The 14,363-nt window shown below is 62.0% G+C and carries 15 protein-coding genes; 9 read left to right on the top strand and 6 right to left on the bottom strand.

Going from position 1 to position 14,363, the window contains the following annotated elements; genetic code table 11:
• Positions 1-11: 11 nt before the first annotated feature.
• The gene (locus F2982_RS04150) at positions 12-818 is read left to right on the top strand and encodes a class I SAM-dependent methyltransferase (protein ID WP_203429320.1); all 807 of its coding nucleotides are present in this window, start codon (positions 12-14) and stop codon (positions 816-818) included.
• Between the two features lie 116 nt (positions 819-934).
• Positions 935-2,527: an EAL domain-containing protein gene (locus F2982_RS04145; RefSeq protein ID WP_203429319.1), complete on the top strand. Its 1,593-nt coding sequence runs from the start codon at positions 935-937 to the stop codon at positions 2,525-2,527.
• A gap of 11 nt (positions 2,528-2,538) precedes the next feature.
• On the opposite strand, the gene F2982_RS04140 is transcribed toward F2982_RS04145, so the two are convergent.
• Complete coding sequence (locus F2982_RS04140; RefSeq protein WP_203429318.1) at positions 2,539-3,444, bottom strand: DUF1003 domain-containing protein; 906 nt, start codon at positions 3,442-3,444, stop codon at positions 2,539-2,541.
• Between the two features lie 184 nt (positions 3,445-3,628).
• On the opposite strand from F2982_RS04140, the gene F2982_RS04135 reads away from it, so the two are divergent.
• Positions 3,629-5,350 (top strand): diguanylate cyclase, encoded by a 1,722-nt coding sequence (locus F2982_RS04135; protein WP_203429317.1) that lies wholly within the window; start codon positions 3,629-3,631, stop codon positions 5,348-5,350.
• 94 nt (positions 5,351-5,444) lie between these two features.
• On the opposite strand, the gene F2982_RS04130 is transcribed toward F2982_RS04135, so the two are convergent.
• Positions 5,445-5,882 (bottom strand): DUF6678 family protein, encoded by a 438-nt coding sequence (locus tag F2982_RS04130; RefSeq protein WP_203429316.1) that lies wholly within the window; start codon positions 5,880-5,882, stop codon positions 5,445-5,447.
• A 202-nt stretch (positions 5,883-6,084) separates the two neighbouring features.
• On the opposite strand from F2982_RS04130, the gene F2982_RS04125 reads away from it, so the two are divergent.
• The 3 genes from F2982_RS04125 to F2982_RS04115 all read left to right on the top strand — a co-directional run bounded on the left by F2982_RS04125 (position 6,085) and on the right by F2982_RS04115 (position 7,610).
• Positions 6,085-6,558: a hypothetical protein gene (locus tag F2982_RS04125; protein WP_203429315.1), complete on the top strand. Its 474-nt coding sequence runs from the start codon at positions 6,085-6,087 to the stop codon at positions 6,556-6,558.
• Positions 6,559-6,778: 220 nt separating this feature from the next.
• Complete coding sequence (locus F2982_RS04120; RefSeq protein ID WP_203429314.1) at positions 6,779-7,108, top strand: hypothetical protein; 330 nt, start codon at positions 6,779-6,781, stop codon at positions 7,106-7,108.
• Positions 7,109-7,322: 214 nt separating this feature from the next.
• Positions 7,323-7,610 carry a hypothetical protein gene (locus F2982_RS04115; RefSeq protein WP_203429313.1) on the top strand — a complete coding sequence of 96 codons (288 nt, stop codon included), beginning with the start codon at positions 7,323-7,325 and terminating at the stop codon, positions 7,608-7,610.
• Between the two features lie 95 nt (positions 7,611-7,705).
• Here the strand turns inward: F2982_RS04115 and F2982_RS04110 are convergent, their stop codons facing one another.
• Entirely contained in the window at positions 7,706-8,020 is a 315-nt protein-coding gene (locus tag F2982_RS04110; RefSeq protein WP_246777507.1) for a hypothetical protein, read from the bottom strand.
• A 106-nt stretch (positions 8,021-8,126) separates the two neighbouring features.
• Positions 8,127-8,855: an SDR family oxidoreductase gene (locus tag F2982_RS04105; protein WP_203429312.1), complete on the bottom strand. Its 729-nt coding sequence runs from the start codon at positions 8,853-8,855 to the stop codon at positions 8,127-8,129.
• 166 nt (positions 8,856-9,021) lie between these two features.
• Between F2982_RS04105 and F2982_RS04100 the strand changes: the two genes are divergently transcribed.
• The gene (locus F2982_RS04100; protein ID WP_246777506.1) at positions 9,022-9,915 is read left to right on the top strand and encodes an AraC family transcriptional regulator; all 894 of its coding nucleotides are present in this window, start codon (positions 9,022-9,024) and stop codon (positions 9,913-9,915) included.
• Between the two features lie 4 nt (positions 9,916-9,919).
• Here F2982_RS04100 and F2982_RS04095 read toward each other — a convergent pair whose 3' ends face one another.
• Positions 9,920-10,342, bottom strand: a complete 423-nt coding sequence (locus F2982_RS04095) for a SufE family protein (RefSeq protein ID WP_203429311.1) — start codon at positions 10,340-10,342, stop codon at positions 9,920-9,922.
• A 210-nt stretch (positions 10,343-10,552) separates the two neighbouring features.
• Entirely contained in the window at positions 10,553-11,065 is a 513-nt protein-coding gene (locus F2982_RS04090; protein WP_203429310.1) for a DUF5330 domain-containing protein, read from the bottom strand.
• Positions 11,066-11,517: 452 nt separating this feature from the next.
• Here F2982_RS04090 and F2982_RS04085 point away from each other — a divergent pair, with 452 nt between their 5' ends.
• Positions 11,518-13,059 (top strand): HAMP domain-containing sensor histidine kinase, encoded by a 1,542-nt coding sequence (locus F2982_RS04085; protein WP_203429309.1) that lies wholly within the window; start codon positions 11,518-11,520, stop codon positions 13,057-13,059.
• On the top strand, positions 13,031-13,963 hold the full coding sequence (locus tag F2982_RS04080) for a peptidoglycan-binding domain-containing protein (protein ID WP_203429308.1): 933 nt from the start codon (positions 13,031-13,033) through the stop codon (positions 13,961-13,963). Before F2982_RS04085 ends, F2982_RS04080 begins: the two co-directional genes overlap by 29 nt.
• The last annotated feature ends 400 nt before the right edge of the window (positions 13,964-14,363 follow it).

Genomic DNA, 14,363 nt, shown 5'->3' with positions numbered 1-14,363 from the left:
GAGGATCACGCTTGCCGGTCTACGACGAAAAAACCGATGATGAAAAGGCGCGCTGGTATTCCAGCGGTGCACGGTTTTACGTGGAGGGACGGTCGCGTTATCCGGCTGCGCTGATAGCCGCAGCCGCAGCCGTCGCGGGGTGGCGGCCGGACAGCCGTATTCTGGAGATCGGCAGCGGCCCGGGCACCGCCACGCAGGATTTCGCCGCGCTCGGCGGCCGCTTTACCTGCGTCGAGCCGAATGCCGATTTCGTGGCGCTTGCGCGTGAAATCCTCGCCCCTTTTCCGGATGTCTCCTTCCAGACGAGCACGCTGGAGCAGGCCGATCTCCCGGTCCCGTTCGATATCGTTCTTGCCGCATCCTCCTTCCACTGGATCGATCAGCAAAGAGGCGTCCGGCGCATCGGCGAAGTGCTGGCGCCGGCTGGATTTGCCGTGCTGCTGTGGAACAAGGAGCCCCAGCCGGTGGCCGGGCAGGCGGAGGCGGTGGAGGAGGCCTTCCGGCGCTCCGGCTATAAGCAGCCGATTGCGAGACAATCGCGGGATGATGTCGCCGCGGTGTTCCGCGGGCTTGCCGGGCCCTTGCAGACAGAGGCTTTCGAAGAGAGGCTCTTTTGCCATGTCGAGCTTGGCGAAGACTACGGCATCGAGCGCTTCGTCGCCCTGCATCGCAGCCTCTCACCCTTCCTGGCGCTCGCCCCGGAACGGCAGGAACGTGTCGCCGAGGCGCTGACCGGAAACCTTCACGCGCTTCTCGGCCCGGTCATCCTCACGACCCGCATATCGGCCGCCCACATCTTCCAGAAGGCGGAGCGCTGAGGCAAACCGCAGTGCGCGCGAATTCGACCCGATAAAATACTTAAAATTGCAATCCCGGTCTAAGACCTGCGTTAAGCGATTTGTGGCTGAATGGGGCTCTGTGGAGGGTCGTCCGCATGCAGGCAAGGCGTTCAAGGGTCATCGTACTAAGCGTCTTGCTGGCAACCGTCGGCGCGCTCATCCCTCTCGCGGTCATGGGCTATGCCTCCTGGAAGCTGGCGATCAACAAGGAACTCCGGGTTCTCGACGCAGCCGGCAATGACGCGATAGCCCGCGCGCACTTCACCTTTGCCGATGCCCGCAAGGCGCTGGTCGATATGGAAGCCTCCGGCGCCGCCCGCTGCTCTCCCGCCCATCTCGCGCTGATGCGCACGCTGACGATCAATACGCCCTCCGTCGAGGAGATCGGTTATTTCGACAACGGCAAGCTCAAATGCACATCCTGGGGCCTGACCGAAGGCGATATCGGCAAGGCTCGCGTCGATTACGTCACCCCTGATGGGGTGGAAGTGACGCTTCGCATCCAGCCGGCCGTGACCCATGCAAAGCCGATGGTCGCCCTGCATCTGGGAAGCCACAATGTGCTGGTGACGCCGTCTCGCTTCGTCGATGTCGGCCTGCCGCCGGATGTCTCGCTCGCGCTCACGAATTCCACCGGGCTGTTGATCGATGGTAAGAACAGCCCCGATGTCGCCTTCGCGCGCCGCCACCTCGAACAAAAGGCCGATGGCATCGACGGCAGCGACATGTTCGCCACCGTTGCCGATGGCGGCCTTGCCGCCGTGGTCACCGAGCCCGTCACCAAGGTCTATTCGCGGCTGCGCGGCGAGCTGCTTCTGCTGCTCCCGGCCGGCCTGTTCATCGCCGCCTTCATCGTCGGCATCGTCGTCTACTTTTCGCGCCGCAGGCTCTCGCCGCGCGGCGAGCTCGAGATCGGCATCCACAAGCGCGAATTCCTCGTGCATTACCAGCCGATCGTCGAGCTTTCGACCGGGGTCTGCGTCGGCGCCGAGGCGCTGGTGCGTTGGAAATGGCCGAGCGGCACGATGGTGCGCCCGGACCTCTTCATCCCGCTCGCCGAGGAAACCGGCCTGATCACCGCGATCACCGATCAGGTCGTCGATGGCGTCATCAGCGATCTCGGGCGCACGCTGGAGCAGGACCGCTCGCTGCACGTCGCGATCAACATCTCCGCCGATGACATCAAGACCGGCCGCTTCCTCGACATGGTGTCGCTGAAACTCAAGAAGACCGGCATCCGCAACGAGCAGATCTGGTTCGAGGCCACCGAGCGGGGCTTCATCGATATCGATGCGGCCCGCATCAGCCTCGATCGCGCCAGGACAGCCGGGCATTCCGTCGCGATCGACGATTTCGGCACCGGCTATTCCAGCCTGCAATATCTCCAGGGGCTGCCGATGGACGCCTTGAAGATCGACAAGTCCTTTGTCGACACGATCGGCAAGGGCACCGCAACGAGCGCCGTCACCTCCCATATCATCGAGATGGCAAAGGAGCTTGGGCTGTTCACCGTCGCCGAGGGCGTGGAAACCGAGGAGCAGGCGAGCTACCTGCGCGAACACGGCGTGACCTTCGGACAGGGATGGCTGTTTTCGAAGCCGCTGACGGCGGCCGATTTCATCAAGTTTCACGCGGCATCAGTGGCACGATACGGCCGCGCCGCCGAGGTCATCCGCGTCGCCGCCTGAGTGCCCTGCAATTAGCTATCCGTCTCGTCCGCCTTCGAGGCGTTGAACAGGTTCTTCAGCGCGCTGGTCTTGGTCTTCTGCGCTTTGCTGAGCTTCAGGGCGCGGTTGGCGGCCTTGGCCTGTTCCAGCATCATCTCGATCTGGATCTGCTGGATCTCGGTCAGCCGCTCCCATTGCCGGTTCAGGAGGTGGTCGACCTTTTCGTGCAGGTGGCGGATTTCCAGTTCGGCCTTGAGGTTGACCTTGTAGTCGTTGAGCGCCCGCAGCCGGTCCTTCGATTCCTGGCGGCGCTGGCTCATCATGATGATCGGCGCCTGCAGCGCGGCGATGGTCGAGAGGATGAGGTTCAGCAGGATGAAGGGATAGGCGTCGAAGGCCCGCTGCTCGCCCATCAGGAAGTTGATGCCCATCCACACGGCGAGGAACAGGCAGAAGGAGATGATGAAGGTCCAGCTGCCGCCGAAGGTGGCGACGACATCGGCGACGCGGTCGCCGATCGAGCGGCGCTCCTCGTAATCCTCTTCGATGTTTTCGGCCAGCGTATCGTGGCTTCTGAGGCTTTCGACGACCTCGTCCTCGAGGTTGGACAGTTCGCCGCGCTCGTCGCGCAGCAGCTCGGCGATATACTGGCCGCGATAGTCGTCCACGACCTTGCGGTTGATATAGTCGTCCGAGCGCAGGCCCGGATGCTTCTGGCGCATGAAGTCGGCAAGGGCAGGGCGCAGGTCGTCGAAGTGGATGGCGTCCTTCTTCTTCAGCGCAGCACCCGTGATCGCATCGACGAGGCGCACCGACTTCGCCTTGGCCTGCGCCAGGCTGTCGCTGTAGTCCTTCATCTCGACGGTGGCGGCCTCGCCGTGCCCGGCATCGAAATCCACGATGCCGCCTGCGAATTCAAGGGGCTTTTCTTCTGCCATCCGACGATCCTCTGTGCCGTTTTTCTGCGCTCTAAACATCAAATCGAACAGGATTGTGACACTATCCGGCGATCCCTGCGAGGCCATTTGCCGCCCCTGCGGCGCTGCCGCATGACACCGGTGATAGCAGCTTCTTGGGGCCGCGATTAACGGCATCAAAAGCTTTTTGCCGTAAGGGAAAGTCATGACTACGAGTGGACTTCGAAACCTGCTTTCGCTGGCCCTTCTGCTTCTGATGATGCTGCTGCCCTTCGCCGCCGCATCGGCTGGCGAAGCGGAGCCATCAGGGATTCCAAGCTCCTGCTGGGCCCCCGCCAGCCTCTCGGAAGACATCGCCACTGTGGCCGGCGACGAGAAGCGATGGTCCTGCGATACCCGCGAATTCTCGATCGATGCCGAGCGTGTCTTGCTGCGCTTCGAGATCACCCCCGGCGAGCCGCTTCCCCGCTATTTCCTCTCGCGCCGCGCAGCGCTCGACGCCGTCCATCTCCTTGCGATCGACCGCGATGGCGCGATCCGTCAGGATACCATCCCCGCCGCCGCACTCCGGAGTTCCATGGCCGGCGGCTATTTCAAGGCGCATCTGCCTGAGGTCACGGCCGAAACCCGCCGGATCGTCGCCGCCATCGACCTGCCGAGCCACAAGATGACGCTGGAGCGCGCCTATCTCGCCCCGGTCGATGCCGCCGGCGATGTCAGCGACATGCGCTTCGCGCTGCTTCTGGCGGGGCTCGCCGGCATGCTGGTCATGCCGCTGATCTTCAACGCCGCCTTTTACCGGGCGCTGCGCGAAACCTTCGTTCTCTGGCACACGGCGCTCACCTTCTCGCTGCTGGCCACCATTCTGGTCACCTCCGGCCTGTCGGTCCTGCTCTTCGATCCGCCGGCGATGACGCTGAGCTGGATGACGACGGTGATCTTCGGCATGACGGTCGCCTCAGGCGCAATGTTCACCTACAGCTTCGTCGAACCCGGCCTCATGCATCCGCTGCTGAGGCGCGTGCTGCCCTGGTGCGCCGCCTGGGCGATCTTCCTGAGCGTCTTTCACGCGGCCTTCCCCTTCGTCGCCCGCCCCATCCAGTCGAGCGCCTATACGGCCGCCTTCGCCCCGGTCCTTGCCATCTTCATGCTGTCGATGATCGATGCCTGGCGCCGCGGAAGCCGCGCCGCGCGCTACCAGGCGATCGGCTACGCGCCGATGGTCGCGGTCGGCCTGATCCGGCTTGTAACCGGCCTCGTGCCCTGGCTGCACAGCACCGATGCGACGCTGCTCTTCTATGCCGGCTGCGTCTGCGAAGTCGTCTTCACCACGCTCGGCGTTGCCGAACGCTTCGTCACTATGAAGCGCGAGCGCGACCGCGCCCGCAACGAAGCCGAGCTGCTCGAACGCCTCTCCGAGACCGATGCGCTCACCGCCCTCCTGAACCGCCGCGCCATCGAGCGCCAGTTCGAAGAGCTGCGCGCCGAAGGCTTTTGCGCACTCGCCGTCATCGACATCGATCATTTCAAGGCGATCAACGACGTCAACGGCCACAGCACCGGCGACGAGGTGCTCAAAGCCGTGGCCCGCGCCCTCCAGCCCGGCCCGCACGCCCGCGCCTACCGCCTCGGCGGCGAGGAATTCGTCCTCCTGCTGCGCGGCGAGGATGCCGAAACGCAAGCCGAACTGCGCCGCCAGGCCATCCCCGCCATCGTCGCCCACACCGTCCCCGGCCTCGGCCGCCCGGTCACCGCCAGCATGGGCCTCACTGACCTCGCCGGCAGCGAGGACTTCGCGGCGATCTACGAGCGGGCGGACAAGCTGCTGTATGAAGCCAAGAGCGCCGGGCGGAATCGCACGCGTGGCGGGTGCGTGGGGGTGGCTGTGGGGGAGGGGTTTGCGGGGGACATGGCGAGGAGCGCGTGAGGGGGGCGTGGCATCTGGCTTCAGCGTCTTGGCCCGAATGGATCGACGATATCCAATTGACGCGATCCAACGAAACTGCCGTCCTCCGCCGTGGTTATTCGAAAATTTCCGGGCTGGAAGTATGCCCATAGATGTAGAAAAAGCCGTCTTTTCTGTTGAATGGAATATGCAAACGCTTCAATAGCTTGCGAAGCTCCTCCGAGCAATCACCCACGCCTGGCGCCGAGAGTTGTCCAAGCCGAACGCTGTGCCGTGGTGCTACTTTGAGCCATTCGACAAAAATTCCCATGGAAGCTTCAGGCGTCGTCGCCCAATCACCATAATAGGACGGGGATTCGGCGAATTTCTCGGGATCGGGAGTGTCTGAAAGGACGAGTTTGACCTGATAAGCTGGCGGGAACGGAAGCTCAGCGATCGCTGTGCACAGGGTCCGCCATTTGCTGTCGTTCATGTGAGACGACAGGCCACGCATTTCGATGGCGCGCAGCACCTTTTCGATCTCGCCCGCGTCCGGCAAGCCAATATAGAGCATTCTTGAACCTATCGACCTGACGTCCGGCTGAGGGAACATAACAAATCGGCTGGGGGTGGCAATGATCGCTCATGGGCGAACCGGTCGTCCGTCCACGTAGGCTGCCAACCCAGAGCGGGCTTTCTACAACCTTAAGAATTATGTACTAGAGTAAACTCAACCCTGGTCGCCGTACGTGGAATTCAGTTTGGGAGCGTCTCAGATGCAAGAGTCACTTGCCACGCTGGTTTTGATAGCGTCGCTTATAGCGTTTTGCATTTTTGTACTGACCGGCTATCGAGCTAGCTCGCGTGGAACGTACAACAAACGGGCCGTCGCGGCTTTCATTTTGCTCGTTCTCTTACTGGTCGGTATGAGAATGCTCGTTGAGTGTTTCTGGGCCCACAAGTGTTCTCTGCAAGGAGTTTGGCCAAATTCTTCCTCGATAGACAACGGCTGGGTCGAGTTTCTGGTGATCATCGTTGGTATCGGCATGATGATGGTCTACGCTTGGCTTGTTGCTGCTGGCTACGCGCTTCTCCCAATCCTAGCTGCGAGCTTAACCGGTGTGGTGGTAGGTCGCGTCATATGGTCACTTCGCCAGAGAAAGCCGCTGCCATGTGACAATGAGGGCAAGCCAATCTCGTCCTTGAATAAGCCCATCAAGAAGCCACGGTTTGGTAGAAAGAGCGAGTAGCTTTTTCAACATCTCATGCTGCCCAAGCCCGCTTGGCGCAAAGCAGCCACGTGCTTTGTCGGCCCGTCTTCGCCGGAGGTTGCGAGCCTCACCGCCACTTCGGCAGCTCACTCTACCGTCAGGTATCCGCTGCCGTTAAGGCTCGGCGCCGCTCGCTGATAGGTTCCGATTTTCGTATGTGATCGACCATGGCATTGTGTTCTTGCATAGGGGGCGCCGGATGAGGGGACGCAATATCGGAGAAGAACTTGTGGCTTTTCGCGCCAAGAGAAGAATTTTGGAGAAGGTGTATAACCTATCGGCCGCTGTAGTTTTGGCAGTTGTTCTATCGTTTCACATCCTCACCCATCTTCTAGGTGTGTATGACAAGCAGATTGAGACGTATTTTGTTATGGCATCTTTCATCGCTTGGTTGCTGTTCGGCTGGGGTCTTGATTTTAAGGCAAAAGCCCAGTCATGCCCTTATTGTGGGGAACCCGCGGGCATCAAGCTCGTCTGGCCTCGCAACTTTATCTGCAAACGCTGTTGGCATGATCTGAAGATGAAGTGAGTTGTCGGGAACGCGCTTCATCGCAGCCACCGGAACACGCGCCGCAGCCCCAAAATCAAACAGTTTTCCCCAATGCCATCAACAGCTTAAACCCATCCTTATCCAAGATTATCCAAATCACAGGATGTAGCGCCTGATGCCGCTGCAATTCGGAACGTACGCCAGGTTGTGGATTTTGTCCTCAGAGGGGTAACAACCTCGAAAGGAAGAGATCATGACAATGCGTTACACGCTCTGCATCCTGCCTTTCGTCGTCATCGCAAGCGGTTGCGTGGCGACGGATCAGAACAGGCACCGTGGGTGTGACGGCAATCGCTTCGTCACATCGGAACAGCATCGCAATCATCGCACTCAAGGTTGCCAGGCAGGCGGCTTCTTCAGCGATTCCAGAACGGACCAGGGAAGCGACAGGAAGGGCGGCCCGTCGCTTCGCACGGCTCCGGCGGCCGTTGCTCCACCGCCACCACCGCCCCCGCCGCCGCTCGACGTTTCCGTTCTGTGATCAACCGGACCGGTAAGCCAGAGGCCTTCCGATGCCTCTGGCCGCCGGTCGCCCGGGGGCGGTGGCTCAGGCGGAAGGCATCTGCCGCTAAGGCCTCAAAGCGAGACGCAGTCGCGGCAGACGTTTAGGACGCCCGTCAACGCCAGCACGACGCCGGCCACCATGCCCAAGCTTATGATGACGATCATCGGCCAAGCGATCACCAGCTTTTGCCTCGGTGTTACGACATATCGTTCATCGTCGATTTCAGACATATAGATCTTCGGACCGAAATCGATGCTGAAATCGAAGTCGTTTCTCATGTAGAAGATGATCGACCGGATAAACCAGTACCAAGACCAACCGCTGAAGCTGCTCAAGAAGATCAACGCTATCCAAAGCAATGGCCGCCCGTCGCCGCTGTGATCCAATACTTATACCCCACAATGCGTCTTCTCGATTAGGGTTTGTCCCGCGCTATCTGGCAATAGCGCGGAGTGACGCATCATAGACCGGCGGGGAAGCCAGCCTCAAAGCCTACCACGGCAACACCCCATTATGGTTGAAATACCCCGCCGTCGGCCCGTCCTCGCCGAGGATGGCGAGCTTGACCGCCACTTCGGCGGCCTGTTCCACCGTGCGGTAGCCGCTATTGCCGTTCATCTCGGTCGCGGTATAGCCGGGGTCGGCGGCGTTGACCTTGATGCCGAAGGGTTCGGCGGCCTTGGCGATCGAGACGGTGGCGGCGTTCAGCGCCGATTTCGAGCTGTTATAGCCGAGCGCGTTGACGGCGTAGAATTCGTTGCCGGGATCCAGCAGTGATTGAATGGAGCCGAGCTCGCTGCTCATCATCACGATCCGCCCGGCCTTCGAGGCCTTGAGGAGCGGCATGAAGGCCTGAGTCACGCGGATCGGGCCGAAGACATTGACCTCGTAGACCTTCTTGGTGGTCTCGATCGGCTCTTCCAGCGGCGAGATGCCGAAGCCCTCGGCAATCCCGGCATTGTTGACGAGTACGTCGAGCGCGCCGGTCTCTTTGGCCAGCGTCTCGGCGGCGGAGGCGGCGCTTCTGTCGTCGGTGACGTCGAGCTCCAGCCAGTGGGCGTCGAGGCCCTGCGCCCTGAGCTTGGCGGCGGCCGCTTCGCCGCGGTCCCGGTCGCGGGCGCCGAGAAAGACGCGGTATCCTTCCGCCGCCAGCCGCCGGGCGATTTCGAAACCGATGCCCTTGTTGGCGCCGGTTACCACTGCAGTCTTCGTATGTGTCATGTTCGCACTCCGTTTGTGGAGCAACAGAGATCGTGTCGATCGCACCTCCTGCGTGAGCCCTAAAGTCCCGGCTTCTTGCCTATTCCTCCTGACGTGTGATGCGCGCCCGCTGCGCGCCTTGTCTTGCGTCCGGCCGCCATGTCACCATATGTCCATGATGGATGTGATGGACGAATTGCGCGATCGTGCGCTGAAACACGCAGACGGCCGCCTGACGCAGACGCCGGTGCCGCGGGTGACGATCACCCGGGATTCGGCGCGTACGCCGATGATTGCAGGCATCTACGAGCCGATGCTCTGCCTCGTGCTGCAGGGCTCGAAATGCGCCATCATCGGCGACAGGGCGCTGCATTACGACCGCGCCAGCTATTTCGTCGCCAGCATCGAGGTGCCCGGCGCCTGCCAGATCGTCGAGGCCGCACCCGATCATCCCTATCTGGCGCTGGCGCTGACGCTGGATATCGCCGTGGTCAGCGACATCATCCTGACGATGCCCGATCTGCCGCCGCCTGCCGATGGCCCGGGCTTCGGCATCAGCCCGGTGACGCCGGAGCTTGCCGATGCCTGGCTGCGGCTGGTGAAACTGTTTGACAAGCCGGCCGACATTCCAGTCATGGCGCCGATGCTGGAGCGCGAGATCATCTACCGGCTCTTGCAGGGGCCGCATGGCCCGGCGCTGCGCCAGCTCGTCGTCAGCGACAGCCGGCTCTGCCAGATCCGCCGTGCCATCGGCCATATCCGCGAGAATTTCGACAAGACAATCACCGTCGAAATGCTCGCCTGCATCGCCGGCATGAGCCCGTCGGTCTTCCACAAGCACTTCAAGGACGTGACGGCAATGAGCCCGATCCAGTACCAGAAGAAGCTGAGGCTCCACGAAGCCCGCCGCCGCCTGCTCGCCGATCCCGGCGATACGGCCCGCGTGGCATTCTCGGTGGGCTACGAAAGCGCCACCCAGTTCAGCCGCGAATACACCCGCCAGTTCGGCCAGTCACCGGCCCGCGACGCGGGGCGGCTGAGGGGGCGCCGGCAGGAAGCGAGCGAACTGCTCGAAGGCTGACGCTTCAAGCAGCAGCCCGCACGCGTGCCTCTTCCCTGATCCTGTTGACCATCGAGCGCAGGCCGTTGGAGCGTTGCGCCGAAAGGTTTTCGACCAGGCCGATCTTCGAGAAGGTTTCGAAGGCGTCGAGCGATGCGATTTCCGAGGCGGTCTTGCCGGAATAGGTGGCGAGCACGATGGCGACGAGGCCGCGCACGATATGGGCGTCGGAATCGCCTTCGAAGGTCATCACCGGATTGTCGGCATTGCCGTCCGTGTGGGTCACCAGCCACACCTGGCTGGCGCAGCCCATCACCTTGTTCTCCGAGGTCTTCTTGTCGTCCGCAAGGTCAGGCAGCGCCTTTCCGAGTTCGATCACATAGCGGTAGCGGTCTTCCCAGTCGTCGAGGAAGGAGAAGTCGTCGATGATTTCGTTGAGCGATGCCATGGGAGCGCGGGCCTTTCCGTGATGCCCTGCATATAGGTGAAGTGGCCGCCGTTTTGAACCATTAAAAAGAAAACGCCGTGAAGGATGGGCATCCTCACGGCGTACAGCAAACTGCTGAAATAAACAGGGCAGGCACGTCAGGCACGGGGTACCTCCGCATCATGCGGACCACCGGTGCAAGCTTTGGGGCGGGAGGCCTCCCGCGAAAATTCAGGAGACCGGGCGCGGCTTCGGCGTCGGGATGACGGACGGAACGGTTCCGGTGACGACGGTGTCGGAGGCGCTCGCATCATCGACCGGCGGGCGGTAAGGCATCGGCTGGTTCAGCGCGGCGGTCTTCTCTTCCTTTGCGGAAGGAGTGGGCGCTGCAACCGAGCTGAGGTTGGCGAGCGGTGCGGCGACGGCGCCTGCGGCGATCTTGGCGGACGGCTTGTCCTTCTCGTCGCCGGAAAGCTGGCTGTCGATCAGCTGGTAGGCGACGCGGGCGCCTTCGCGGGCCCGGTAGCCGAGCGCAGTCAGCGTTTCGCCGCCCTTGCTGCAGACTTCCGGCTTCTCGCCGCACATGCCGGTTATATAGTCATAGGCGCCGCTGACGGCGGTGAAGGCGTCGGAAAATTGAACCTGGGGGTCGTTGGCGAGGCGCGTCGAGCTTTCCGAGCTGAAAAGCGGCAGCAGCACCAGCACAAGTCCGAACCAGAAGCTTCCTTTGATCAGTAGTCTCATTGTCGTTGCCCATCCTGTTTTCCCGTCCGGTCTTGTTGCCGAATCAGGGTCCGTTTCCGGTGTGCTTTCACCCTAGCGCGGAAGTGCGAATGCCACTTTTCGAAACTCCGCGGCATTTGCGGCAAATTTAATTCGAATTTTAAATAAAGGCCGTTGGACCGTATTTCAGTCAAATTGTAGCCATCGGCGTTAAGCATGGCGGGACCTGCCGCCTGTAATTGCAGGGAATCTCAATGGGGGGCTCGCCGCAAAAGTTAACGCGAAGCTGAAATGCGAGCGAAATCCATCGCTTACCCCCTATTAACCACAAAAAACAAAGGAGCTTCCGGATGGTCCAAAATGGGACTTTTGCCGCCTTCCGGCTGTGGAGGCGGCCTTTGCCTTATCCTTTCTTTAAGCGGCCAGGGCCTATTGTCCGGTCTTGTTAAAGAGCCTTTTCGGGCGGGTATTGCGTGCGAGTATTGAGTGACATCGGCAACCGGGCAGCAGCCCTCGTGGACCGGGCGGCGGCCAGCTGGCTTTCCCGCACGGGAAGCGGCGAGGCCGTGGCCGAACGCGAACTTGCCATCCTGCGCCGCCTCGCTCTCCTGTCTTCGGGTGCGCTGATTGCGGCGCCCGCCGGTCTCTCCTTTATAACCAGCCCCGCTGTGGCGCTGCCTGCCGGTGTCGCCACCGTCTGCGCCGCCTTCCTGTTCTCGGCCGTCGGCAGCATCGCGCTGTCGCGCCAGACGCAGGCGACGGTTTCGGTTGCCTCGCAGCCGGCCGAAGACTTCTTTCTGGAAAACAGCGCCGGCCTCGTTCTCTTCCTCGATGCGCAGGGCAACGTCACCGCGTCCGGCGGCCGCGATATAAGCGACTATCTCGCCTGGATGCGCGAGCCCAAGGGCCGCGGCTTCATCGAGCAGGTGCATGTCTCCGACCGCATCCTCTTCCTGCAGGCGCTCGACCAGCTGCGCCAGGGCGATGAATCCGTTAGCGTCGATCTCAGGCTCGACCGTCCCGGCGTCTCGCGGGATCTGCGCCAGTTCGCCTATCTGCGCATGGATATGACTGCGCGCCGCGATGGCGAGGGTCAGCTTGCCGCCGTCGTCGCCCAGCTGCGCGATGTCTCGGTCGAGCAGCAGCTGCGCCTCGATGCGCAGAGCCGCGCCGCCGATGCCGAATCGGCCAACGATGCCAAGTCCCGCTTCCTTGCCGCCGTCAGCCACGAGCTGCGTACGCCGCTGAACGCCATCCTCGGCTTCTCGGATATCCTGCTCGGCGAGTATTTCGGCAAGTTCGAGAACGAGCGCCAGCGCGAATATGTCGGCCTGGTGCGTGATTCCGGCGCCCATCTGCTGTCGGTCGTCAACACCATGCTCGACATGAGCAAGATCGAGGCCGGGCGCTACGAGCTGATGCTCGAGCCCTTCGATATCGGCGCCTCGATCCGCTCCTGCGAGGCGATGCTGGCACTGCAGGCGAAGAGCAAGGGCGTGACGCTGACGAGCCGCATCCAGCGCGATCTCGACGAGGTCGTTGCCGATCAGCGCGCCATCCAGCAGATCCTCATCAATCTCGTCGGCAATGCCGTCAAGTTCACGGAACAGGGCGGGGCGGTCACCGTCGATGCGTCGATGCGCGGCGGCATCCTGCAGCTCAGCGTCAGCGATACCGGCATCGGCATTCCGACGGACAAGCTCGCCATGCTCGGCCAGCCATTCATGCAGATCCAGAACGATTATACCCGCCAATATGAAGGCACGGGCCTCGGCCTGTCGCTGGTCAAGGGGCTGGTGGCGCTGCATGGCGGCCACTTTGCGCTGGCCAGTGCACCGGGCGAGGGCACCATTATCACCATATCGATCGCGGCGGATGGTTCCGGCGCCTCTGCCGCGGATGCGGCACGGGAGACGGCCGTCGAGTTTCCGCCGCGCCTGAAGACTGCGGCAGCACCGGCTGCCGGTTTGGAAGAGGGGCTGTTCGATGGCCGCGCGCAAGCGAAAATCGCCTAAGGGGAAGAGGGGCCGGCAGCAGCCGGGTCTGCTTCTCACGGGGGCAGCCGCCTTGGGCGGCGTAGGCATGACGGGCGCTTCGATGCTCGGCGGCGTCGTTGCGCGCAATCCATCGGTCGCGGGCGGCACCGTCGCCTTCGTCGTTATCTTCTCCTTCGTTGCCGCCAATGCGCTCTGGTATCAGCCGGGCAACCACCCGCATCCCTTCTTCCGCACCCGCGATCTGACCTCGCCCTTCTCGATCGGCCGTCCGTCGATAGAGGAGCCGCATCCGGGCGACGTCACCACCTTCAAGATCGAGCGCCCCGGCGAAGAGGGCGATGCCTCGACCACCAACGCCACGCCGCCCGCCAATGCGGTAAGCGGGCAGCAGCCGAATCAGCTGGTCATGGATATCCAGAAGGAGCTGATCCGTCGCGGCCTCTATAACGGCACCGCAGACGGCGTCATCGGCCCGCGCACCAGCGCCGCCATCCTGTTCTTCGAGGAAACCGTCGGCATGCCGCAGAGCGGCGACGCCACGCCGGATGTGCTGGCCGCTCTGAAGACCGATTCAGTCGGCCCCTCGACCATCCCCGCCGAAAAGCCGCGCGAGGACGTCACCTCCCAGGCCTCGGCGGAAGACCCGGTCGCTGCCGCAATCCGCAGCGCCGAAAAGCAGGTGAAGACCGCACCCGCCGCCCCCAAGCAGGTCACCTCGGGCGAGCTCACCAGCGTCGACCTGGTCCTGAAGATCCAGAAGGGCCTCGCCAACATGGCATACGCCAATGTCGGCGTCGACGGCGTCGCCGGCGAACAGACCCGCGCCGCCATCCGCCACTTCCAGAAGCACTATAATCTGCCCGAGAATGGCGAGCCGAACGAGGCGGTGCTGAGGAAGCTCAAGGAAATCGGCGCGATTTAGCGCTGAGTCGGAATTCACTCGAAAATTGCATGAACGGCTGCATGGCACGCCTTTGGCGGTGTTCGTGCTCGCGTTTTGGTACATATGCGTTCCGCAAATAATGACAGATTGTCGCAGATGACTTGCGCGGGCAGGCGGCGGCAATACTTCGCAAATGGATGATATGACTGTCTAAAGCGCTGTAAACGCGGGAAAAGCTGAGAAAGCTTTGCAATCAGCCGTTTCAGAACGCGCCCTCTATTAGGGATCCGTGTATTACGCTCACAAAAATATGATATAAGTACTGGGTGAGCTTGGTGCTATTCATCCAAGTGCGACCGGGGGGCCAGTGAGGAGCATAACACTGTGACCTATATGTCACTTTCCCGCACCTGAAAGACGCCACGCGGATGGTTTCTTT

It is taken from the genome of Rhizobium sp. BG4, from assembly GCF_016864575.1.
Lineage (GTDB): Bacteria > Pseudomonadota > Alphaproteobacteria > Rhizobiales > Rhizobiaceae > Rhizobium.
This window is presented reverse-complemented; position numbering and strand designations above follow the sequence as displayed.

Excerpts from the sequence above, each read along its gene's own strand:
- F2982_RS04125 (WP_203429315.1), top strand. The coding sequence starts at position 6,085 with ATGCAAGAGTCACTTGCCACGCTGGTTTTGATAGCGTCGCTTATAGCG.
- F2982_RS04090 (WP_203429310.1), bottom strand. The coding sequence starts at position 11,065 with ATGAGACTACTGATCAAAGGAAGCTTCTGGTTCGGACTTGTGCTGGTG.
- F2982_RS04105 (WP_203429312.1), bottom strand. The coding sequence starts at position 8,855 with ATGACACATACGAAGACTGCAGTGGTAACCGGCGCCAACAAGGGCATC.
- F2982_RS04115 (WP_203429313.1), top strand. The coding sequence starts at position 7,323 with ATGACAATGCGTTACACGCTCTGCATCCTGCCTTTCGTCGTCATCGCA.
- F2982_RS04135 (WP_203429317.1), top strand. The coding sequence starts at position 3,629 with ATGACTACGAGTGGACTTCGAAACCTGCTTTCGCTGGCCCTTCTGCTT.
- F2982_RS04140 (WP_203429318.1), bottom strand. The coding sequence starts at position 3,444 with ATGGCAGAAGAAAAGCCCCTTGAATTCGCAGGCGGCATCGTGGATTTC.
- F2982_RS04080 (WP_203429308.1), top strand. The coding sequence starts at position 13,031 with ATGGCCGCGCGCAAGCGAAAATCGCCTAAGGGGAAGAGGGGCCGGCAG.
- F2982_RS04095 (WP_203429311.1), bottom strand. The coding sequence starts at position 10,342 with ATGGCATCGCTCAACGAAATCATCGACGACTTCTCCTTCCTCGACGAC.
- F2982_RS04145 (WP_203429319.1), top strand. The coding sequence starts at position 935 with ATGCAGGCAAGGCGTTCAAGGGTCATCGTACTAAGCGTCTTGCTGGCA.
- F2982_RS04100 (WP_246777506.1), top strand. The coding sequence starts at position 9,022 with ATGGACGAATTGCGCGATCGTGCGCTGAAACACGCAGACGGCCGCCTG.
- F2982_RS04120 (WP_203429314.1), top strand. The coding sequence starts at position 6,779 with ATGAGGGGACGCAATATCGGAGAAGAACTTGTGGCTTTTCGCGCCAAG.
- F2982_RS04130 (WP_203429316.1), bottom strand. The coding sequence starts at position 5,882 with ATGCTCTATATTGGCTTGCCGGACGCGGGCGAGATCGAAAAGGTGCTG.